This is a genomic window from Paenibacillus sp. FSL L8-0158 (assembly GCF_038592965.1).
In the GTDB taxonomy this organism is placed as follows: Bacteria; Bacillota; Bacilli; order Paenibacillales; family Paenibacillaceae; genus Paenibacillus; species Paenibacillus polymyxa_D.
In genome coordinates, this window is sequence record NZ_CP151949.1 from 3,520,265 (window position 1) to 3,542,066 (window position 21,802).

The window sequence follows — 21,802 nt, forward strand, 5'->3', positions numbered from 1 at the left end:
TCTAATTCGCACAAATCAAAAAGGGCCTCTCAAAGCCTTGTCGGCTAAGGGAAACCCTTGGGTAGAAAAGATAGATTCAGCAATAAAGAGGCTGCCCCTCAGTCTAACTCTCACTGATGGAACAACCTCTTAACCTACTGCTGTATTCTATGATTTATTCAAACTATAGATAGAGGGCATATAATGTATCGACCCTTACCAGTCATGTGCATCGTTCACTTTATACATATTCGGTGTCTAGATCACATTGCAGTTATTAACGACGGTCTTGCGGACCACCCACAAACGCTTGCTCCTCGGTGTCCAGGTTATAAGCTGTATGCAACGCCTGAATAACCTCATGAAGTTTACCCGCTTCAATTACACACGATACTTTGATTTCAGATGTGCTTACCATTTTAATGCTAACGCCTTGTTCTGCTAGTACAGCAAACATTTGCGCAGCAACACCCGGATGGCTAACCATACCTGCACCTACAATGGATACCTTCACCAAGTTTTCCTCAGACGTTACTTCACGGTACGGAAGCTCTCCACGAATACCTTCCAGCGTCTTCAGTGCCGCTTCACGATCCGTCAGAGCTACTGTAAAGGAGAAATCCGCTTTACCAGCTTCAACCCCGCTCTGTACAATAATGTCTACATCAATTTTGGCTGCCGCCAGTGTTCCAAATACTTTCGCCAGTACGCCGGGAATATCGGCGACGCCCAAAATACTGATTCTTGCTACATTTTTATCATATGCAATCCCACTGACTACAACGCCTTGTTCCATTACTGCATCCTCCTTTACGACCGTTCCTTCATTATGGTTAAAACTGGACCGCACGATCAGCGGTACCCGGTTATGTTTGGCATATTCTACCGCACGAGGATGCAATACAGCTGCACCCAGATTAGCTAATTCCAGCATTTCATCATAAGAAATTTCTTTTAGCTTACGAGCAACCTTCACGATCCGTGGATCTGTTGAATAAATGCCGTCCACATCCGTGTAAATTTCACAGGCATCCGCTTGAATCGCTGCCGCCAGCGCAACCGCCGTCGTATCAGATCCACCACGTCCCAACGTCGTAATGTCTCCCTCTGCAGACATCCCTTGGAAACCAGCTACAACAACGATCTTGTTGCTGCTCAGTGCATCCAGCACACGCTGAGGTTGAATATCCGTGATCCGTGCTCGGCCAAAGTCAGATTCAGTACGGAAACCAGCCTGCCATCCCGTAAACGATACCGCTTCATGACCCAACTGCTGAATAGCCATCGACAACAAGGCGATTGAAATTTGCTCACCTGTCGTCATCAACATATCCAACTCACGTGCAGGCAACTGCTCATTCAACAACTTGGCCTGGTCAATCAGTTCGTCTGTCGTGTCTCCCATTGCGGAAACGACCACTACACATTGATGCCCTTCACTCTGTTTCTCCACAACGCGTTTTGCCACGCGTTTCATGCGCTCCGTGTCACCAACGGAACTGCCTCCGAATTTCATGACATACAAAGACAACGATATTCACTCCCTCAGACTCAGTATGTAACCTTGAGATGGCACCCAACGACTTGAACGTGACATCCTGCGGAATAACTTTAGTACAGTATAATACGAAAGTGCTGTGCGGAGCCATTGTTTTTTAATATTAGTGCTTATAAAAATATCCCCTGCCCTTATAAGGACAGAGGAAATCTAAAAGCAGCAAATTTTATGCGCGAGACATGTATTTACCGTCACGTGTATCAATTAACAATACGTCATCTTGGTTAATGAACAAAGGAACTTGAACATTCAAACCAGTTTCCAATTTGGCATTTTTGGTAGCACCTGTAGCTGTATTACCTTTAATACCTGGTTCTGTTTCGATTACTTTGAGTTCCACGCTGGTAGGCAGGTTAATACCCAGGATTTCGCCATTATAGCTGACGATATTTACATTCATGTTTTCTTTCAGGAAGTTAAGTTCCCATTTCAGTTGGTCGCTGGACAATGTGAATTGATCATATGTTTCATTATCCATGAATGTATGCTCGTCTGCACTAGCATACAGATAAGATACACCGCGATTTTCGATTTGCGCCCGACCGATCGTTTCACCCGCACGGAATGTACGTTCAACGGTGTTACCGTTACGTAAGTTTTTCAACTTGGAGCGTACGAATGCTGCACCTTTACCCGGTTTTACGTGTTGGAAATCCAGCACCGTAAAAATATCTCCGTCTACCTCGACGGTCAAACCTGTTTTAAAATCATTAACGTTAATCACTAAAATACCCCTCCTACAGGACTGTTATCGTTATTAAACGACTGTAAATTCTTTGCTCGAATGTGTTAATACTTTGATGCCGCTATCTGTAATAACGATATCATCCTCGATCCGTACACCGCCCAGTCCAGGCACATAGATGCCTGGCTCGACCGTTACCACCATACCCGGCTCCAGAATATCATCGCTCGCCTTCGACAGGCGTGTAGATTCATGTACTTCAAGACCCAGACCATGACCTGTACTGTGCCCGAAATTGTCTCCATAGCCATGGCTCGCAATAATATCCCGGGTCAGTGCATCCGCTTCACGGCCTGTCATGCCCGGCTTAATATGTTCGAGTGCGTGAAGCTGCGCCTTAAGTACAATATCGTAGATCTCACGCAACTGGGGCGCTAAATCCCCTTGTGTTGCCACTGTACGTGTCAAATCGGAGCAATAGCCATCCAGCAACGCACCAAAATCAAACGTAATCAGCTCGCCTGCTTGTACTAACTTAGCACTGGCTACGCCATGAGGCAATGCCGAACGAACCCCGGAAGCCACAATTGTGTCAAATGAAGAGGATGTAGCTCCCTGCTTGCGCATGAAGAATTCCATTTCCAGATCCAGCTCACGCTCGCTGACACCTGGCTTGATGTAAGGTAAAATGTGTGCAAAAGTAGCATCTGCCAAATCCGCTGCCCGCTGCATCACTTCCAGCTCTTCTGCATCCTTGTACACCCGTAACTTCTCTACAATGCCCGACACCGGAACCAGTGAAATAGGTGACAAATCTTCGCTATAAGCTTTATGCGTTGCAACAGTTACAGCGTCTTGCTCGAAGCCTGTTTCGCTGATCTGATGGGAAGACAGCAATTCTTTCACCGTTTCCATGACCTGTGCAGCGTGCTGCACTACTGTGAATCCTTCGGCTTGTTCGGTCGCTTGCGTCATATAGCGAAAGTCAGTCAGCAAATAGCTATGGGATTCCGTAATCAGCACATAACCCGCCGAACCTGTGAAGCCTGTCAAATATCGACGATTGACAGGGCTAGTAATCAGCATAGCCCGCAGATTATGCTCGCCCAGCGCCTGCCGAAGCTTTAACACCCGGTCATTCTTCATCTTTCATTCCGCTCCCCTCTGTCAAATAACCAAATGCTATTTTAACACAGGGAATAGGCGCTTGAGAAGTTTTTGTTACGTTCAGCCCTCAGCTTTCTCAGGCTCGCGCTTTCTTTCATCCGTATACTCGACTGCAACGGTATATCCGATAAATAGTCCCCACAGTAAAAACACACAAATTTCCGTATATAAGGAATTCCATGTTAACCGATTAGGAGCATTCATCATCCCTAGCTTAGGACCTGTTAATACAAATAAAACAACCCACCAAATCAGACCATACACAATTCCAGGCATAGGTCCCTTAAACCTGCGCAGCAACAGAGTGTACACCAGTGAAGCTACGACGGATAATCCAATAAAAAACAGTAGCCCTACCAGATGTCCCGCCATGGTGTTCATAAATGAATGCTTGAAAAAAGGCTCTGCGAGAAAACCAGGCGCTACTACGGTAAAGTGCAACTTATAAAACAGCCAGCGCAGCAATCCCCAGAGCAAACCCGAAAAAAAACCCAACTCAAGTGCAAAAGGAATGAGAGGTGTATGTATTTTGCCTGACTGCTGCCTGCCTTTACCCCTGCCGTTATGATTACGTGGATCCTGAGATTCGCGAGACTGCTCCTGTTCATGGCCTATCTTGGGTATAGAGTAGGTTTCACTCATGTTGTTTGATCCCCTTTCAATATGCAAACTTTTTTTATGGAAAAGACTATAACGATCGGAAATGCATGTACTTCCATCGGATTCTGCATTCCATTTTGCTAGATAGTATGCTCCAAGGGGGGATAGTTTAACAATGAACAGTAATGCTGAATAATGGCAGCTTTCGACTTGAGTGCACGGACCCGTTTTTTACATTGACAAAATTTCAATCCTCTATCATAATATAATGGTGAAAATGATAATCATTATCATTTTATAAAAACATACATATGGGAGAACGCTTCTATGAAAAAGGGATTCATCGGAATTTTATTGTTAATGGTTTTTACGCTCACTCTGGCAGGTTGCGGAGCAGCCGAAAATGCATCGGACAAAGATCAGATAGCCACATCGGGTAGTAAACCGACTGACACAGCGACCGGTCCTGTGACGGTAAAGCATAATCGTGGTGAGGTCACGCTCGACAAGCCCGCACAGCGTGTCGTAGTGCTGGAATGGACTTTTACAGAGGATTTGGTTGCGTTGGGCGTTCAGCCGGTGGGTAATGCTGACAATGCCAACTACAAGGTGTACGTGACACCGGAGGCGGCTCTGGATAGTAGCGTGGTCGATGTCGGCACGCGTAACGAGCCGAATCTGGAAGCGATTGCTGCATTGAAGCCGGATCTGATCATTTCCAATGTTGATGGGAATGAAGCTATCTATGAGCAACTTAAGGCCATCGCTCCTACGATCGAATATAGTCTGAACGATGGTAATGGCTACGATCATGATAAAATGGTAGAAATTTTTAATAGCATCGCAGTTGCTCTGGGAAAAGAAGACAAAGCTAAGCAGGTGCTTGCCGAACTGGATCAGCATTATGCTGAAGCCAAAGAAAAGCTCGCCGCTGCTGGCAAGTCGGATTATCATTATGTACTGACACAGGCTTTCACTTCGCAAAATGCGGCCAGCCTCCGTATGTTTTCGGATAACTCAGTCGTCGTTGCAACACTGGCGAAGATCGGTATGATTAATGATTGGAAACCAAGCAAAGTTGAACCGTATGGCTTTACAACCGTCGGCATTGAAGCTCTATCTGCCGTTCAGAACAGCAACTTTATCTATATTGTGCAGCCGGACGATGATGTTTTCGGGGCACCTATGAAAAATAATTCGGTCTGGAACGGTCTGAATTTTGTTAAAGAAAAACGCACCTATCCACTGAACGGTACGACATGGACATTTGGCGGCCCCCTCTCATCAAAAGGACTGGTTGACCAGGTTGTTGGGGCAATTACGCAATAGGTTGTTTCCGAATATTATTCGGTTTTATAATGAGTAGCATTTATGTGAGCAGTCTGACGCTCCATAAATGCTTTTTTTATAAGCCTGTGGTTACACGAGTTTCATCTAACTAGATATTCCCTTCCAAATTCGATACAATATACAAAAAAGTATGTATTAAGAGAGGTGAGACGGTTGTCACAAACATCCAAGCCTGTGAGCTACGGCGGTCAGGCAGTCATTGAAGGTGTCATGTTCGGCGGCAAGCGTGTCAATGTCACGGCAGTTCGCCGCAAAACTGGCGAAATCACATATTTGGAAGTACCACGCAAGGAGCAATCCTGGGTATCCAAATTCCGCAGAATTCCTTTATTGCGGGGGATTGTAAGCATCATCGACTCCAGCGCCAAAGGTACCAAGCATTTGAACTATTCAGCCGATGCGTATGCTGATGATGAAGTAGATCCGGAAGAACGCGCTGAGCAAAAGAAAAAAGAAGAATCTCGCTGGAGTCTGAGTATGATGATCGGTGTAGCGGCAGTCGGGATTATTTCCTTTTTGTTCGGCAAAATTGTGTTAACCCTCGTTCCGGTTGTTGTAGAAGACTTCCTGTTCGACGGCTTGTTTCACAGTCAAATTTTGCATAACCTCGCCGAAGGAGCCATTAAGCTGATTCTGCTGCTGGCTTATTTATGGGGCATTTCCCAAACTCCATTGATCAAACGACTGTTTCAATATCACGGTGCAGAGCATAAAGTAATTACGGCATTCGAAGCTGGAGAAGAACTAACCCCGGCCAATGTGCAAAAATACAGCCGTCTGCATTACCGCTGCGGTAGCAGCTTTATTATGCTGACCGTGATCATCGGGGTACTAGTCTATTCCCTATTTACCTACGATAATCTGTGGGAGCGTATGGGGCAACGGCTTTTACTGCTTCCGATCGTACTGGGGCTTTCTTTTGAATTTCTCAAGCTGACCAATGCTCTTCGTGAAATTCCGGTACTTCGTTATTTAGGTTACCCCGGTCTGTGGCTGCAACTACTTACCACCAAAGAACCGACTGATGATCAAGTGGAGGTATCCATTGCCTCATTTAAGCGTATGCTTGAATTGGATGCTGAGTTGGAAAATGTACCTGTAAAGGAGACCTTCAACAGTCCTGCCCTTGATCCTGTGAAAGGATGAGTGAATAATGAACAGACATGCTGTTATTTTCTGGCTTACCCTTGCTTTGGGTGCATATGGGATTGTGGATATGCTGTGGAGAGGAAGTTGGGGCTTTCTCATGAGTTTACTAATTCCCGTCCTTGTTTTTGCAGTTATATTTCTGCTATACAAATACCTGCCAGGACAACGCAATCGTACTCCCAAAATCAAACCCTCTGTGCGCACCATGGCCAAAACAGCCAACGCACGTAAGCAGCAGACTACGGGCAAGCGCAAAGCGTATCCTTTTCATGTGATTGAAGGTTCCAAGGGCAAAAATGAAGAAGAACAACCTAAATATCATTAACGATAATAATCATCCTTTAAAATGCAGCACAAAGGAGCCGTCACCCGCGTATTCAAATATGACCGGGAAGAGGCTCCTTTTTTACACCCTTTTAAATTAACTTTAACTGCCAATTTTCGTTCATTTCATAGCGTACATGGTATCCTTCATCAATTGGTACTTGCTATACTGCTGCTGGTAAGAAGTGATACTCCATTTGTGGAAAAAAGCGTCCCCTGCCTGCACACCGGAAGCATACAGCAAATCACTTTGCACTGTAGAAATATTAAATTGTGCAGTGCGGATACCCAATGTTGGAATTTTAATCGTCCGATACCGATTCTCCTGCTCAATATATCGTTCATCGTGTGCTGATAACATGGTATCAAAAATAGCCTGCAGCATGGTCAATGGACCCCGTATATAAGAAACTTTGGTCTCCGTACCCGTTTTGCCCACCATTTGAAACCCTACCGTTGGAATCGTTTTGGCCTCACGTTCATTTACAGGCTCATCAAAAAGCCACAAAGGCAAATTGCTTAGTAAAGCCCCATCAACTACAAATACAAATTGCTGAGAAAAAGTCTTTCCCTTAGCAAGTGCAGAATCAAGCCTTAACATAACGGGATCAAAAAAATAAGGGATACTTGTGCTCATCCGAATGGCCTTGGCTACCTCCAGTGAAGAGGGATTGATACCAAAACGTTTGATATCCTCAGGAAGCACCAGAATGCGTCCATTCGTGATATCTGATGCAATAATGCGCAGTTTGCCAGGAGGTAAATCCGCAAACGTACGCACTCCCTTAGCTCGTAACAGCTCACGTACCCAGTGCTCCAGTGCCTCCCCTGAGTAGAGACCTTTTTTAAGAAAGATACGAGCTGCTGGTCCAACCCACTTAATATTGAACACTGGAGAACGTCGTAACAACTTGACCAAGGGAGTTTTCTCAATTACGGCTTTCATTTCATCCGCAGAGTATCCCGCAGCCAATAAAGCAGCTACAATAGCACCTGATGATGTGCCTGCCAAACGATTGAATACAATTCCATGCTCCTCCGCAGCCTTAACTGCACCCGCCAGCGAAATTCCCTTAACCCCTCCACCCTGGAACACAGCATTGATCAGCATAGATCAAAAAACCTCCGTTCTCTTGGGAGTAAGCAGTTCTACTGCTTATCTATGAGAACGGAGGCCCAAATAGAACCTATATGATCCAATTTATATCACATTTGATAATAATTTTGAAGAAGCTGAATGAGTCCATATGGATTTTTACGCAAATGCTGTGCACTAAAGTAAATATCCCCTTTGACCTGTTTATAATCTTCGTTCAGTTCAAGCTGCTTAATTAGCTCTTGAGCCGTTTGCCAGCCCTTTTCAGGGGTGCCGATCTTATACGGAGAATGACCGATATACAGCTTAACATCTGAATTTTTGACCTCATTGGACCACCATGCGACAAGCTTGTCATATCCCGCAGCCGGGAAACCGATACTCCAGTAAATTTGTGGAGCTACATAATCAATCCATTCTTTGTTAATCCAGGTTCTTACATCCGCAAACGTCGTATCATACGCTGTAACGCCTGCCTTCGTGTCTGAACCGGTTAAGTCCTGAGATTTGTTGCGCCACACTCCAAATGGACTAATCCCGAATTGAACTTTCGACTTGCTGGCATGAATGCTTTTGCCTAAATCCCGAACAAAACTGTTCACATTATCTCTCCGCCAGTCGCCCTTGTTAGAAATTTTGTTGGCATTATATGCTTTGAAGGTCGCATCATCATCAAAAGTCCCGCTGTAAGGGTAAAAATAATCGTCCAAATGGACGCCGTCAATATCATATCCGTTCACGACCTCCATAATCGCCGCAATGACATGCTGACGTGCAGCCGGAATTCCTGGATTGATGTACAATTGGCTACCATTCTTAACAATCCAGTCCGGGTGTTGATTAGCTACATGGTTTGCAGCCAGACCGCTGGTTGTTCCTGTAGAATTCGCACGGAACGGATTAAACCAAGCATGGAATTCCATCCCTCGCTTATGCGATTCGCTAATCATAAATTTCAAGGGATCATAGCCTGGATTTTTACCTTGGGTGTTGGTCAAATACTTGCTCCAGGGTACGAGACTCGACGGATAGAGCGCATCACCGCTGGCACGAACCTGAACAAATACCGCATTGATGCCCATCCCCTGCAAATCATCGAGCATTTTAGTAAACTCCTGCTTTTGCTTTTCAGAGCTGCTTCGGGCAGCGGAAGAAGGCCAATCTCCATTAATGGTAGAAATCCATGCCCCACGCATGGAAGTTGAAGCCTTTACCTGAACAACATTTGCCTGTGAAGAACCAGAACCGTCCTCACTAGTGGAAGTTGACGATGAATTGACAACTGCCTGCTCATCATCGATGGCTCCCTGATCTGTACTTACACTGTCCTGATTGCCAGATGCAGACGTATCTGATATGGAGCCACTGCTTCCCGCAGAAGTGTTCCCGCCAGTAGAGACACCTTCCTTACCACTGCTTAACGTAATGACTCGCTCTGAAGCTTGCCAATCCACTTTTAATCCCAACTCTTCCCCAACAAAACGCAGAGGCACCATGACTCTCCCGCTTGTCATACGGGCAGATGCATCCAGTCGAACGGACTTGCCATTCACCGTAGCGCTTTGTGCACCGTTCTCCATAGATATATTTTTGTTCTGAGCCGTAATCGTTACCATACCGGACGATTCCAACCAGTTGACCTGAGCGCCCAATCCCTCACTAATCACTCGCAAAGGAACCATCGTAACATTGGCTCCCTGTACAATATACGGTGACGCGTCACTTTGCAGGGATTGTCCGTCCAATATAATTTCAATATCACCAGTTGGAGCTGCTTGGACTCCAGGAACGATGGCAGTCTGCACTGTTAAGAGTAAGCCTGCAGCCAATGCCACTATTTTCTTTCTATTCATATTATTACAATCCTCCGCTAACCCTGTTAATTTTAACCCCTATCTTGTCCTGCTATATAATGGATAGACGCTAATAACCGGATATTTGTTGCGGTCGGGACAAATAAAAAAGCATCGTCCATAAGGACAGATGCTTTTAGGAATCTCCACTCAATTCCTTGTGTATGTCATGAAGCTGGCGCAAGCGATCTTCATCCCGACGAAAATATTCAACCAATGTTTCGATACGGGTGATGGAATCCCAGCTCAAATGATGCTCAATACCTTCCACATCTTTATATATCAGGTCCTTGTCAACCCCAATCATATCCAGAAATTGCTCTAATAACTGATGGCGATCAACCAACCGTTTGCCGACCTTTTTCCCTTTTGGTGTCAAAATCAGTCCCCGATACTTCTCATATACAAGATAATCGTCCTTATCCAACTTCTGAATCATTTTGGTGACGGACGAAGGATGCACCTCTAAACCCTCTGCGATGTCCGAGACACGAGCATATCCCTTCTCATCAATCAGTTGGTAAATGCGTTCCAAATAATCTTCCATGCTTGGCGTTGGCACTTGTTTCCCTCTTTTCTGTTATTGAACGGGCGCTTACCGCCTTCATTTCCTGCGTTAAACCTACTATGTAATGATACATGTTATCATTGCCCATTGGCAAGTCTCATCCTTCACTCACATCTATTGCCACGATTTGTTCAATTTAAGCCGGGTACACTAATATCGTCGTCCCTGATCGTTTACTTCTGTGGCAATATGTTAAAGTTGGACACCAGAGCACAGAGGATTTATTTCGAAAGGAGCGTTAGCCATGTCTACGCTTGAGCGTACTCCTGTCCAAACCAGAGGAACCAAGCCATTTATGCCTGACCTGGTGTTTTTTGAGCCAGACGCACTGAATTATCCCAAGGGCCAGCGTATTATGGATTGGGTTAAAGCCAAGGATATTCCGTACCGGATGACTACCTCTCACAACCGAATTACCAATTTACCAGGTGAAACTGAAGTTGAAAAGTACCGAATGGCAAAAAAAACTTTGGTAGTCGGTATCCGTAAAACGTTAACTTTTGATCAATCCAAGCCTTCTGCTGAATATGCCATCCCCATTTCGACTGGTTGCATGGGGCACTGTCACTACTGTTATTTACAAACAACCTTGGGAGCAAAGCCGTATATTCGTGTATATGTCAACACTGACGATATCTTATCAGCAGCTAAAGCTTATATTGAGGAGCGTGCGCCTGAAATTACCCGTTTTGAAGCAGCTTGTACCTCCGATCCGGTTGGTTTGGAGCATATCACCGGAACGCTTGGAGACTTGATTCGTTTCATGGCAGATGAGGAATTTGGTCGTCTGCGTTTTGTTACTAAATATCATCATGTTGATCCATTGCTGGATATTAAACATAATGGTCATACTCGTATCCGCTTTAGCATTAATTCCGATTATGTTATTAAACAGTTTGAACCTGCAACTTCCCGCTTCGAGGAACGTATTGAAGCCGCGGGCAAAATCGCACGAGCCGGTTATCCGCTGGGGTTCATCATTGCACCCATTATCTGGTATGACGGCTGGGAAGAAGGTTACGGCGAGTTGCTGCGCAAATTGGGAGAAACCTTGCCCCAGCATGCTACAAAAGATTTGACGTTCGAATTAATTCAGCATCGCTTCACCAAAACATCCAAAGCTGTCATCGAGAAACGTTATCCGAAAACCAAGCTGGAGATGGACATAGAGAAACGCAAGAAAAAATGGGGCCGCTGGGGACAAAATAAATATGTTTATCCCGATGAACAGCAAAATGCACTGCGAGAGTTTATCACAGAGCGTATTTTTGAACATTTTCCTTTAAGTCGTATTGAGTATTTCACATAACTAGCATCCAATCCGGGGTAATCCGTTGTAAAAATAACGTTACATCGATCATATGATCCGTTACCAGTAAAATGCCAGTGATAACAAGCAGTATGCCACCTGTTTTGATGAGGATGGTGGTATAGCGAGAGGATAGACGAACAGAGCCTGCCAGCAAAGCTAATACAAAAAATGGAATCGCAAACCCAAGCGCATAGCCTGTAATCAGTTTGAACCAAATGTGATGCTCTACTGCTGCCAAAGCGATAATAGCTGTTAGCATGGGACCGATACAGGGCGACCAGCCTGCCGCAAACCCAATTCCGATTACAAAGGAACCGGCGTACCCGGCAGGCTTCCATGTCCAGCGAAGCTTATGCTCCCTCATTAGAATCAAAGGACTTACCACACCAAGAGATACCAGTCCCATTAGTAAAATAAGTAACCCTGCTACCACTCTTAGCGTATCCCCATAATTGGCAAACCATTCTCCAAGCAACCCGACACTTGCACCCAGTGAATAGAAAACAACCGAAAAGCCCAGCACAAAAGCAAGTGTATGCCCCATCGTACGATAACGAACCTCGGCATTATGCCGTCCTTCAGCCAGTTCACGCGCAGACATCCCTGTCATATACGATAAATAAGATGGATACAGCGGTAAACAACACGGTGAAAAAAAAGAAACCAGTCCGGCTACGATCGCCAATCCGGCGTTAATATCTGTCATCCTCATTTCCTCCCACCTGTCTTAAGTGAACACGAGCAAACAAGCCCTGCCTACTAAAACATACGTGTAGCGGGAGCAAAATATGATGCACGCCAAAAAGCGCATGCCCAAGAAGAATGATTCTCGGGCATACACTCATTACGTTCTTTTATTTTACTAGCGTACTACTTTACAACTGCACCATTCGGCATACCTTCCGGTACGGTGGCGAGCGTAAGCTGATCTCCATGTGAAGCTGCCAAAATCATACCTTGCGACAGCTCTCCCCGAAGTTTCACTGGCTTAAGATTGGTCACACAGATCACCTTCCGCCCAATGATATCTTCAGGTGTATAAAACTTCGCAATCCCTGATACTACCTGCCGCTGCTCATAACCAAGATCAAGTTGGAGCTTCAACAGTTTATCGGCCTTCTTTACAGGCTCGCAGGCGACGACCTGAGCAACGCGCAGTTCCACCTTGGCAAAATCCTCAATGCCAATCTCTTCCTTTGCCTCCGGTGCTTCCTGGCTCGCCTCAGATGCATTCTGTGGTTGAACTTGTGTCGTAGCTTCCTCTGGTTTCTTACCTCCTGTCATTGCTTCCACGATAAAAGCAACCTCTTGCTCTGAATCCAGACGCGGGAAGATCGGATTACCTTTGACCAACTGCGTTCCTTCCGGAATACGACCAAACTGCTTGCCGCTATCCCATGTAGTCAGCTCACCTTGGCTAATACCGAGCTGTTCCCAAATTTTATGAGGAGCACGGGTTAAGAATGGCTGGAGTAAGATGGAAGCGATGCGCAAGCTTTCTACCAAATGCAACATAACCGATGCCAATTCGCGACGTTTTGCCTCATCCTTAGCCAAATTCCATGGTTGCGTCTCGTCAATATATTTGTTGCTACGGCTAATAAATTGGCTAATCGCCGTTAATGCCACGGAAAACTCCATGTTTTCCATGGCTTCTTCTACTTTGCTATAAGTCGATGTTGCCATGTCTTCCAAAGCTCCGTCGAATGCTGTTACATTCGCTTCATAAGCCGGAACCTTGCCGTCAAAATATTTATCTACCATCGCCACGGTACGATTCAACAAGTTGCCCAGATCATTTGCCAAATCCGAATTAACTCGATCTACAAAACTTTCTGGTGTAAATGTTCCATCTGCCCCAAAAGGCACCTCGCGCAGCAAGTAGTATCGAAGTTGGTCCAGACCATAACGGTCAATCAACGTTACCGGGTCTACCACATTGCCTTTAGATTTCGACATTTTACCATCTTTCATGAGTAACCAACCATGTGCAAATACTTTTTTAGGTAACGGAAGATCCAATGCCATCAGCATGATTGGCCAATATATCGTGTGGAACCGTACAATCTCTTTACCTACGATATGCACATTTGCTGGCCAAAATTTATCGTACAGCTCAGTATTAGAAGAGCCATATCCCAAGGCTGTGATGTAGTTGGAAAGTGCGTCAATCCAAACGTATACGACATGCTTCGGGTCCCCCTTGACCTTAACACCCCAGTCAAAAGTTGTACGGGAAACAGCCAGATCCTCTAGCCCCGGCTTGATGAAGTTGTTAATCATTTCTTTTTTCCGGGATTCCGGTTGGATAAACTGCGGGTTCTCTTCATAAAATTGCAGCAACCGATCAGCATACTTGCTCATGCGGAAAAAGTAGCTCTCTTCCTTGACCAATTCTACAGGGTGTCCACTATCCGGGCTCTTACCTCCAGTCACATTGCCTTCGGCGTCCTTCACTACGTCAACCAGCTGAGTTTCTGTGTAGTAAGTCTCGTCAGGAATGCTGTACCAGCCTTCGTATTCTCCCTTGTAAATATCGCCTTGTTTTAATAAACGATCAAAGATTTCCTGTACGACAGCCTTATGACGTTCCTCCGTAGTACGGATAAAATCGTCATTAGAAATGTCGAGCTTCCGCCATAGGTCTTGGATGCCTGCCACAATGTCATCTACGAAACGTTGCGGCGTTTTGCCAGCTGCACTTGCCTTTTGCTCAATCTTCTGACCATGCTCATCCGTTCCTGTCAAATAACGCACTTCATAACCGCGTAGCCGCTTGTAACGGGCCATGGCATCTCCCGCAACTGTCGTGTAAGCATGACCTATATGTAGCTTGTCGCTCGGATAATAGATCGGTGTCGTAATGTAAAATGTGTTCTCATTGGACATGTATGTTGCCTCCTGTTTTGTTCACGGCAGCTCGATAAGACCTGCTGACATGATAGTACTCCAATTTATGAATTTGGCACAAATTGGGCACAAAAAAGACCCCCGCCCCTATGGGACGAGAGTCACCTCACGCGTTACCACCCAATTTTCCTGTATCCTCGCAGACTACAGGCTTCACCGGTCACATCTGACCGCCCATTAACGCTGGAACACGCCTCCCCCTTACGTTTGCCTCCCGTGCACAAATAACTATGGCAAATACGCTCGAAAAAGGTTCCTCCAGGACCATATTCAGGCTTCGCTCCAGACCGGTTTGCAGCTAACCCCGGCTCTCTGTACTGGACGGATTACCCTACTCATCCCTTCGCAGGAAAACAATATTAACCAAAATATAACCAAATCCGCATAGCGCTGTCAAGTCAGACCCTTCTCGGAATGAGTAGCCAAACGATCTTCGCTAGACCTGTCTGTCTCCTTTTTTGCAGGAGGAACCAAATCTACGCCTCCCGGATGAAAGGGATGGCACTTGGCTATACGCTTAGTAGCAAGCCATGATCCTTTGAGCGCACCATGCACCTCTACCGCCTCCAACGCGTACGCTGAACACGTTGGATAGAATCGGCAGGTAGCCGGCTTTAACGGTGAAATATAGGAACGATAAAACTTAATCGGAGCCTGTACCACTCTGCGTGTGGTGATTTTCATTTCAGTAGCCCCCGTGGCTGTGAGTGTGACTGCTCGCCTGTCTGAATCCCCCATCCGAATTACTATCCGTATGGTCATTCTTCTGTTGACATTCTTTACAATAACCAAATATTTCAAACTTGTGCTCGACGATTTGGAATTGATCCGTTGTATCCGTCATTTGCATTGGGCAAAAAGAAATCGGTAATGTTTTCTGACAGCTCAAGCAAATCATATGGTGATGGTGATGATGCTCATTACAGCTCACCTTGAACTTCATTCCATCCTCAAAAGATACCTGTTCCAGCACACCCAATTCCTGCATTACACGCAAATTACGATAAACTGTATCAAAGCTAAGTCCACTGTACTTCTTACCCATATATTCATAAACGTCTTTGGGGGACAGATACCCTTCATTCTCGGAAAATAACGTGGCCAACGTCTTGCGCTGATCTGTAATACGCAGCCCCTGAGCGGACATTGTTGCAATAATCTCATCCTTTGTCAGCATGCGTTTCACCCTCCCCTGTCTGTAGTTTCAGGTTTTCTGATGCAGGCTTAGGCTTGCATCTATTTATTATACCACGATTAAAGTCAATATTATAAGAGATATTCGCATCTATACATAAGAAAAAGACGCTCTCCAGCGCTACGATCAAATTCGCAGCAGGAGAACGCCTATATTCTGCAAGTGACATCGACTTTTAAACGGTGAATGACGAGACCCAAGGTCTAAGCCGGTAAACAGTACCGGTTAATTCATATTAATTTTTAATAGCTGGTAAAGGCATAACTACTACGGAAACCGGCAAGTTACTTCCTGCAGCAGCAGTGAAATACATCTCTACACTTTCCTCGATATGCCCTGTGCGATACAGCACACTCATCTCATTTGGAGCCCATACCGAGCCGTTTGTCGGGATACCCACAACCTGATTGTTTACCATCGCATAGCCGGAATATTCGCCTCCACGCGGGTTGAACGTAATCAGTGAATACGGCGCTACATGATCCAATTTAACTTTATATACAACACCAAAATTACCGGCATTAGAAGCAGAAGAGCCGTCCAGACCGTCCGTACCAATCAGGTTCGGGTCTACCTTATTATCGCCAAGAACGATACGTTGAGCTGTTTTACCAACCTCTTCGGTATAATTGAGCGAGATATCCGAATTAGCGTACGTTCCACGATTATGAATACCGTCCTTAGGCAGTTTTGCCAAAGTAGGCAACACGGTCAACGGATCTGCATTTGCATCTAACACAATTACCGTGTATTGAATAGGTTGATCCGTATATAAATCGGATAACAGAGAAATGACTTGTTTTTGCTTGATTTTTTGTGCGTTCAGATCCTGTAAAACAATGCGACTTTCGCCAGGATTTAGAACTGTGCTAGAACGCTTGCTTCCATCCTGCATGGATTGAAAATATCGTTGAATCGAGACTTTACCCGCAGCCGTTGCAAATTCAGATGGTCCGGCAAAACCGGAATTTTCGACATTCATGTTGGCAGGAGTAATATTGTTGTTGGTTGCAATCACGTACATTTTCACATCTCGACCCGTTTCATTCACATGATGGACGAGTATGCGCGTGCTTCCTGATCCGGTTTCCTGATACACAATACCGTCCTGAAATACACGTTCCGGGCTGTTAGCACGGATCAAAAGACGCGGTGAAGATGTAGTTGTCAAAGGAATGGTAGCCATGGTAGGTACCTGACTGCCGTCTACTGTATATTTATCACCATATGGTGTGAAGATTTTATTGAAATCATCTTCGTTGTACAGCAGTTCATTCGTAATTTTAATCGTTTCACTTTTGGTACCTGTCGCGCCGTGCTTATCAGTCACGGTTAACGTAATTGTTACATCACCTGGTTGGAAGAAGGCAAGTTTCTTGTTCTCCCAATCACGCTTAGTAATAGCATTCTCATCATCCGTACTCAGGTCCGTAATGGTGATTTTTTCACCCATCTTGTACTCTTTTTTATCTGTAGTAAACAGAGCGACTGGTGGTTGGTTCGGCGGTCTTACTGTAATTGTAACTGAGTAAGGATCACTCCAGTTTCCAGCAGAGTCAAGAACAGAATAGGTAACTACATATGTACCCGGCTCCTGAAATACGTCTTGCTTACCTTCCCAACGTTGGTTCACAATCGGTAGACCTGTAGGAGAAGATTCCTTCGTCAAATACGTAACTTGGGTTTCGCCCGCATAGATATCTTTTTGCTGAACCGTGAAGGAAGCTTTAGGCTTCTGATTCAAATCCATGATAACTTGTTTAGTCGTATTATTCACAGTATAAGGAATATTTAAGGCCTGTGTAATCGAGGTCAAGGGCACCATAAATACGTTCTTTTGCTGAAAAGCCGGTCCCTTCATTTGTCTGGCTTCACCGTTAACCGTATAAACCTTGCTGTCTGTTTTGAAGCGCATGACATTTGTTCCTTGTGTGATTACGGTTTCTTTGGTGGCAGTGTCATAACTAAACTGCAATCCGACACGGCTGACAAGAGAACGGATAGCTACATAGGAAACTCCGTCCTTAACAGTCATCGGCTGAGTTGCCGTATAAACCTGTCCGTTTTGTTCCATTTTCGCGCTGTTTAAATACAAAATCAGTTGATTAGCACCTATGGTTGTTGGAGCTCCACCAGGATTGGTGATCGTTCCGTCTCCACCGTATACATCGTTGGATACGTTCGATCCGTTGGTTGTATCCGTAGGCAGGCCAGTCAATGGATCATTGGTTACGCCTGTGTTATCAGGTGTTATCGTGTTGTTTTGTGTGCCTGTTCCCTCTTGAGCTCCGATACTATTCTGAACGCTGGAATCAGCAACATTGGTCTGAGCCTGCTGTGCGCTAACCGAATCGGTGGATTGAACGGTTGTTGATGCTGCTTCTGCTCCTACAGGGGCTACTGCGGCCACCTGAGCTACCGCCAAAGCGGTGAGCATGGTCCATTTCTTGAAATTCATTGTCTGTCTCCTTCTATCACCAAATTATTATCATTCCCGTAAAAAGTCATACTATTAGACGCGTCAGTTGTTAAAAAGTTTCTGGAAATTTTGCTTATCATGAAAAAAAGGGAACTTTCTCCTGTGACTGCAAAAAATTCAACAACAAAAAACCGCCGCCCATCTGACCTGATGTGGCGGCGGCTTCATTACTAGGAAATAGCTTTTGTACCATTTACATTATGATGGACGACAGACAACATTCTTTCCTGCAGTCTCCAGACGACCCTCTTCAATGAGTCGGTAAGCCCGTTGAACTTCTTCGTCTGTAGGAGATGGAACTCCCTCCAACGGATACTCCTTACCGAGCATTTCCCACTTGTAAACACCCATTTGATGGTAAGGTAAAATTTCGAATTTCTCGACTCCGTTCAACGTTCCGATAAACCGTCCCAAATTCAATAAATCTTGCTCGTCATCATGAATACCCGGTACAAATACGTGTCTAATCCACATTTTACGCCCTTGCTCAGACAACCAGCGAGCTGTGCTTAGCATACGGTCGTTGGACTTGCCTGTGAGCTTAATATGCTTGTCGTTGTCAATATGCTTAATATCAAGTAACACCAAGTCTGTTACGTCCAGCAGATCATGGATACGGCCCGCATCATTAAAGCCATTACTGTCCAGTGTCGTGTGCAAATTCCAGCGACGTTTCACTTCTTTGAACAGCTCTGCTACAAAATGAGCCTGCAATGTCGGTTCTCCACCGGATACGGTCAATCCGCCTCCCGAAGAACGGTAATAGGCTAAATACGGCTCAATTTCAGCCAACACTTCCTCCAGGGTCATCGGATTACCTTCATTCAAGGCCCAAGTGTCCGGATTATGGCAATACTGACATTTCAACAAGCATCCTTGCATAAAGAGCACGAAGCGGATGCCGGGACCATCGACGGTCCCGAAGGTTTCCAATGAGTGTATGTGTCCTTTCAACATGTTGCATCATCCTTCCCGCATCCGCTATGCGTGCGTCATTGTAATACTTATTTACATTGTACCGTGGAAAGTACGGTTAATAACATCCAATTGTTGTTCACGAGTCAGCTTGATAAAGTTAACGGCATAACCGGAAACACGGATCGTCAGCTGTGGATAGTTTTCTGGGTGTTCCATTGCATCCAACAGTTGTTCGCGAGCAAACACATTGACATTCAGATGATGTGCGTGGCTTCCAAAGTAGCCATCCATCATCGAAACAAGGTTTGTTTTGCGTGTTTCTTCTTCTTTACCCAGTGCTTTAGGCACGATAGAGAAGGTGTTCGAGATACCATCTAGACTGTGTTCATAAGGCAATTTGGCTACGGAACTCAGAGATGCCAAAGCACCTTTTTTATCACGGCCGTGCATTGGGTTTGCCCCTGGTGCAAACGGTTCGCCTGCTTTACGTCCATCCGGTGTTGTACCTGTTTTCTTACCATACACCACGTTAGAAGTAATAGTCAGTACAGATTGAGTAGGAAGCGCATTACGATAAGCTTTATGCTTGCGAATCATGCTCATGAAGCTCTCTACCAGTTCCACAGCGATGTTATCTACACGGTCATCGTTGTTACCGTAGCAAGGGTATTCGCCTTCGATTTCAAAGTCAACAGCAATCCCTTTTTCGTTACGGATTGGTTTAACTTTTGCAAATTTAATGGCACTCAAGGAGTCGGTAGCAACCGACAGACCCGCAATACCACAAGCCATGGTGCGGAGAATATCACGATCATGCAACGCCATTTCAATGCGTTCGTAGCTATATTTATCATGCATGTAGTGAATAACATTCAAAGTGTTCATGTACAATTTTGCCAACCATTCCATCATAGGTTTGAAGCGACTCAACACTTCTTCATAATCCAGAACTTCACCTGTAATGGCTGGGAATTCAGGCCCTACTTGGACGCCAGATTTTTCATCTTTACCACCGTTAATTGCATACAGCAGAGCTTTGGCCAAGTTAGCACGAGCACCAAAGAATTGCATTTGTTTACCGATTTTCATTGCCGATACACAACAAGCAATACCATAGTCGTCTCCATAAATCGGACGCATCAGATCGTCATTCTCATACTGAATGGAGCTAGTTTCAATAGAAACTTTCGCACAATATTTTTTGAAGCCTTCAGGCAATTTTTCCGACCACAGTACAGTCAGGTTCGGTTCCGGTGCAGGTCCCAGATTGTAGAGGGTGTGCAGGAAACGGAAGCTGTTTTTAGTTACCCGAGTTTCTCCAGTTACGGACATACCACCAATGGACTCAGTAACCCAAGTTGGATCTCCACTGAACAGTTCATTATAGTCAGGTGTGCGCAAGAACTTAACAATACGCAATTTCATAACAAAATGATCGACCAGTTCTTGAGCTTGTTCTTCTGTCATTGTACCTTCTTCCATATCACGTTGAGAGTAAATATCAAGGAAGGAAGATACACGTCCTAAGGACATTGCTGCACCATTTTGTTCTTTGATTGCTGCAAGATATCCAAAATATACCCATTGGAAAGCTTCTTTCGCATTGTTAGCAGGTTTTGAAATATCAAAACCGTGCTCAGCAGCCATTTGTTTCAGTTCATTCAAAGCACGAATTTGTTCGGAAATTTCCTCACGCAGACGAATTACGTCTTCTTCCATGGAATCAACTTCAAGGCTTTTCAGTTGCAGCTTTTTATCTTGGATCAAGAAGTCTGCACCGTACAAAGCTACACGACGATAGTCACCGATAATACGACCACGGCCGTATGCATCTGGCAGACCAGTAATGATACCAGCTTTACGAGCTGCTCTCATTTCATCTGTATAAGCGTCAAATACACCTTGGTTGTGAGTTTTACGAATATGAGTGAAGATATCAATGATACTTTCTGGTACTTCGAAACCATAGGCTTTGCAAGCGTCGATCATCATCCGAATTCCGCCAAACGGCTGTAAAGAACGTTTGAATGGAGCATCTGTTTGTACACCGACAATTTGCTCTTTATCCCGGTCGAGATAACCCGGTTTATGTGAAATAATAGTGGATGGCGTATTCACGTCTACATCAAGCACGCCGCCGTTTGCCAACTCTTTTTTGGTAAGATCGGATACAATATCCCACAATGCAGTTGTGTTGGCCGTAGGACCAACCAAAAATTCTTCATTGCCAACATAAGGTAAGATATTGGTTTCAATAAAATCGTTGACGTTGACTTCCTTAGTCCATTTGCCTTTTTTAAAACCTCTCCAGCCAGATTGTTGCTCTTGTAATTCTCTCTCAATCACCGACATGTAAATCCCTCCAAATTGTTTGGTCTTCCGGACTTGTGATTTTTTTCACGATAAAGCTATTTCTTGAGCCCGGCCTGTTCACCGATGCCTTACGCTCAGTGTCGGGACCTTTCTTACACCCTTATTGTAGAATAATGATAGAGTGTAGTATGTGACAAAAATCACAATATGAGTGATTTTTGTCACTTTATTTTCCCTAGCTTCGCGCCTATATCCTTAGCCTTGCCGTTCACCTCCCTTCCCAAACCAACAGGCCCTCTATATAGAGAGCCTGCATCGGTATTGAACGAGAAAATGCTTTTTCACA

18 protein-coding genes are annotated in these 21,802 nt (G+C 45.0%); 4 read left to right on the forward strand and 14 right to left on the reverse strand.

All coding sequences use genetic code 11. From position 1 onward, the window contains the following. Window positions 1-256: 256 nt before the first annotated feature. The 4 genes from NSQ68_RS15415 to NSQ68_RS15430 all read right to left on the reverse strand — a co-directional run bounded on the left by NSQ68_RS15415 (window position 257) and on the right by NSQ68_RS15430 (window position 4,031). Window positions 257-1,510, reverse strand: a complete 1,254-nt coding sequence (locus NSQ68_RS15415) for an aspartate kinase (protein WP_028540593.1) — start codon at window positions 1,508-1,510, stop codon at window positions 257-259. Window positions 1,511-1,703: 193 nt separating this feature from the next. Further along, window positions 1,704-2,261, reverse strand: a complete 558-nt coding sequence (gene efp, locus NSQ68_RS15420; protein ID WP_013310830.1) for an elongation factor P — start codon at window positions 2,259-2,261, stop codon at window positions 1,704-1,706. A 33-nt stretch (window positions 2,262-2,294) separates the two neighbouring features. After that, a complete protein-coding gene (locus tag NSQ68_RS15425; RefSeq protein ID WP_061829060.1) occupies window positions 2,295-3,368 on the reverse strand; it encodes a Xaa-Pro peptidase family protein in 1,074 nt (357 codons plus the stop codon). Between the two features lie 81 nt (window positions 3,369-3,449). Beyond that, window positions 3,450-4,031, reverse strand: coding sequence for a YqhR family membrane protein (locus NSQ68_RS15430; RefSeq protein WP_342426446.1), 582 nt, complete (start codon window positions 4,029-4,031; stop codon window positions 3,450-3,452). A 285-nt stretch (window positions 4,032-4,316) separates the two neighbouring features. On the opposite strand from NSQ68_RS15430, the gene NSQ68_RS15435 reads away from it, so the two are divergent. From NSQ68_RS15435 to NSQ68_RS15445, 3 genes are all read left to right on the forward strand, one after another. Continuing rightward, entirely contained in the window at window positions 4,317-5,318 is a 1,002-nt protein-coding gene (locus NSQ68_RS15435) for an iron-siderophore ABC transporter substrate-binding protein (protein WP_342426447.1), read from the forward strand. A 174-nt stretch (window positions 5,319-5,492) separates the two neighbouring features. Then, window positions 5,493-6,485, forward strand: coding sequence for a DUF1385 domain-containing protein (locus tag NSQ68_RS15440; protein WP_342426448.1), 993 nt, complete (start codon window positions 5,493-5,495; stop codon window positions 6,483-6,485). A 7-nt stretch (window positions 6,486-6,492) separates the two neighbouring features. Then, entirely contained in the window at window positions 6,493-6,813 is a 321-nt protein-coding gene (locus tag NSQ68_RS15445) for a hypothetical protein (protein WP_023989265.1), read from the forward strand. A 120-nt stretch (window positions 6,814-6,933) separates the two neighbouring features. Here NSQ68_RS15445 and NSQ68_RS15450 read toward each other — a convergent pair whose 3' ends face one another. From NSQ68_RS15450 to mntR, 3 genes are all read right to left on the reverse strand, one after another. Continuing rightward, a complete protein-coding gene (locus NSQ68_RS15450) occupies window positions 6,934-7,923 on the reverse strand; it encodes a patatin-like phospholipase family protein (RefSeq protein ID WP_029517243.1) in 990 nt (329 codons plus the stop codon). Between the two features lie 95 nt (window positions 7,924-8,018). Further along, on the reverse strand, window positions 8,019-9,761 hold the full coding sequence (locus NSQ68_RS15455) for a family 10 glycosylhydrolase (protein ID WP_342426449.1): 1,743 nt from the start codon (window positions 9,759-9,761) through the stop codon (window positions 8,019-8,021). A gap of 136 nt (window positions 9,762-9,897) precedes the next feature. After that, complete coding sequence (gene mntR / locus NSQ68_RS15460) at window positions 9,898-10,323, reverse strand: transcriptional regulator MntR (protein WP_007430946.1); 426 nt, start codon at window positions 10,321-10,323, stop codon at window positions 9,898-9,900. A gap of 250 nt (window positions 10,324-10,573) precedes the next feature. Here mntR and splB point away from each other — a divergent pair, with 250 nt between their 5' ends. Beyond that, on the forward strand, window positions 10,574-11,638 hold the full coding sequence (gene splB / locus NSQ68_RS15465) for a spore photoproduct lyase (RefSeq protein ID WP_307346405.1): 1,065 nt from the start codon (window positions 10,574-10,576) through the stop codon (window positions 11,636-11,638). On the opposite strand, the gene NSQ68_RS15470 is transcribed toward splB, so the two are convergent. The 7 genes from NSQ68_RS15470 to pflB all read right to left on the reverse strand — a co-directional run bounded on the left by NSQ68_RS15470 (window position 11,631) and on the right by pflB (window position 21,495). Beyond that, complete coding sequence (locus NSQ68_RS15470) at window positions 11,631-12,347, reverse strand: cytochrome c biogenesis protein CcdA (protein ID WP_342426450.1); 717 nt, start codon at window positions 12,345-12,347, stop codon at window positions 11,631-11,633. The two genes, splB and NSQ68_RS15470, sit on opposite strands and share 8 nt — an antisense overlap. A gap of 164 nt (window positions 12,348-12,511) precedes the next feature. After that, window positions 12,512-14,530, reverse strand: a complete 2,019-nt coding sequence (metG, locus tag NSQ68_RS15475; protein WP_307346411.1) for a methionine--tRNA ligase — start codon at window positions 14,528-14,530, stop codon at window positions 12,512-12,514. A gap of 414 nt (window positions 14,531-14,944) precedes the next feature. Beyond that, window positions 14,945-15,235 (reverse strand): membrane protein insertion efficiency factor YidD, encoded by a 291-nt coding sequence (gene yidD, locus NSQ68_RS15480; protein WP_250239316.1) that lies wholly within the window; start codon window positions 15,233-15,235, stop codon window positions 14,945-14,947. A gap of 1 nt (window position 15,236) precedes the next feature. Next, entirely contained in the window at window positions 15,237-15,728 is a 492-nt protein-coding gene (locus NSQ68_RS15485) for a Fur family transcriptional regulator (protein WP_250239317.1), read from the reverse strand. A gap of 253 nt (window positions 15,729-15,981) precedes the next feature. After that, on the reverse strand, window positions 15,982-18,204 hold the full coding sequence (locus NSQ68_RS15490; protein WP_342426451.1) for a copper amine oxidase N-terminal domain-containing protein: 2,223 nt from the start codon (window positions 18,202-18,204) through the stop codon (window positions 15,982-15,984). Between the two features lie 219 nt (window positions 18,205-18,423). Beyond that, window positions 18,424-19,182, reverse strand: a complete 759-nt coding sequence (pflA, locus tag NSQ68_RS15495; RefSeq protein WP_342426452.1) for a pyruvate formate-lyase-activating protein — start codon at window positions 19,180-19,182, stop codon at window positions 18,424-18,426. A gap of 51 nt (window positions 19,183-19,233) precedes the next feature. Continuing rightward, entirely contained in the window at window positions 19,234-21,495 is a 2,262-nt protein-coding gene (pflB, locus tag NSQ68_RS15500) for a formate C-acetyltransferase (protein ID WP_029517234.1), read from the reverse strand. Between the last annotated feature and the right edge of the window lie 307 nt (window positions 21,496-21,802).

What these genes read in the sequence shown, in the direction of transcription:
- NSQ68_RS15430 (WP_342426446.1), bottom strand. Translation starts at nt 4,031, where the DNA reads ATGAGTGAAACCTACTCTATACCCAAGATAGGCCATGAACAGGAGCAG.
- NSQ68_RS15450 (WP_029517243.1), bottom strand. Translation starts at nt 7,923, where the DNA reads ATGCTGATCAATGCTGTGTTCCAGGGTGGAGGGGTTAAGGGAATTTCG.
- NSQ68_RS15425 (WP_061829060.1), bottom strand. Translation starts at nt 3,368, where the DNA reads ATGAAGAATGACCGGGTGTTAAAGCTTCGGCAGGCGCTGGGCGAGCAT.
- NSQ68_RS15470 (WP_342426450.1), bottom strand. Translation starts at nt 12,347, where the DNA reads ATGACAGATATTAACGCCGGATTGGCGATCGTAGCCGGACTGGTTTCT.
- splB (WP_307346405.1), top strand. Translation starts at nt 10,574, where the DNA reads ATGTCTACGCTTGAGCGTACTCCTGTCCAAACCAGAGGAACCAAGCCA.
- NSQ68_RS15445 (WP_023989265.1), top strand. Translation starts at nt 6,493, where the DNA reads ATGAACAGACATGCTGTTATTTTCTGGCTTACCCTTGCTTTGGGTGCA.
- NSQ68_RS15435 (WP_342426447.1), top strand. Translation starts at nt 4,317, where the DNA reads ATGAAAAAGGGATTCATCGGAATTTTATTGTTAATGGTTTTTACGCTC.
- pflA (WP_342426452.1), bottom strand. Translation starts at nt 19,182, where the DNA reads ATGTTGAAAGGACACATACACTCATTGGAAACCTTCGGGACCGTCGAT.
- metG (WP_307346411.1), bottom strand. Translation starts at nt 14,530, where the DNA reads ATGTCCAATGAGAACACATTTTACATTACGACACCGATCTATTATCCG.
- yidD (WP_250239316.1), bottom strand. Translation starts at nt 15,235, where the DNA reads ATGAAAATCACCACACGCAGAGTGGTACAGGCTCCGATTAAGTTTTAT.
- pflB (WP_029517234.1), bottom strand. Translation starts at nt 21,495, where the DNA reads ATGTCGGTGATTGAGAGAGAATTACAAGAGCAACAATCTGGCTGGAGA.
- NSQ68_RS15490 (WP_342426451.1), bottom strand. Translation starts at nt 18,204, where the DNA reads ATGAATTTCAAGAAATGGACCATGCTCACCGCTTTGGCGGTAGCTCAG.
- NSQ68_RS15455 (WP_342426449.1), bottom strand. Translation starts at nt 9,761, where the DNA reads ATGAATAGAAAGAAAATAGTGGCATTGGCTGCAGGCTTACTCTTAACA.
- NSQ68_RS15485 (WP_250239317.1), bottom strand. Translation starts at nt 15,728, where the DNA reads ATGCTGACAAAGGATGAGATTATTGCAACAATGTCCGCTCAGGGGCTG.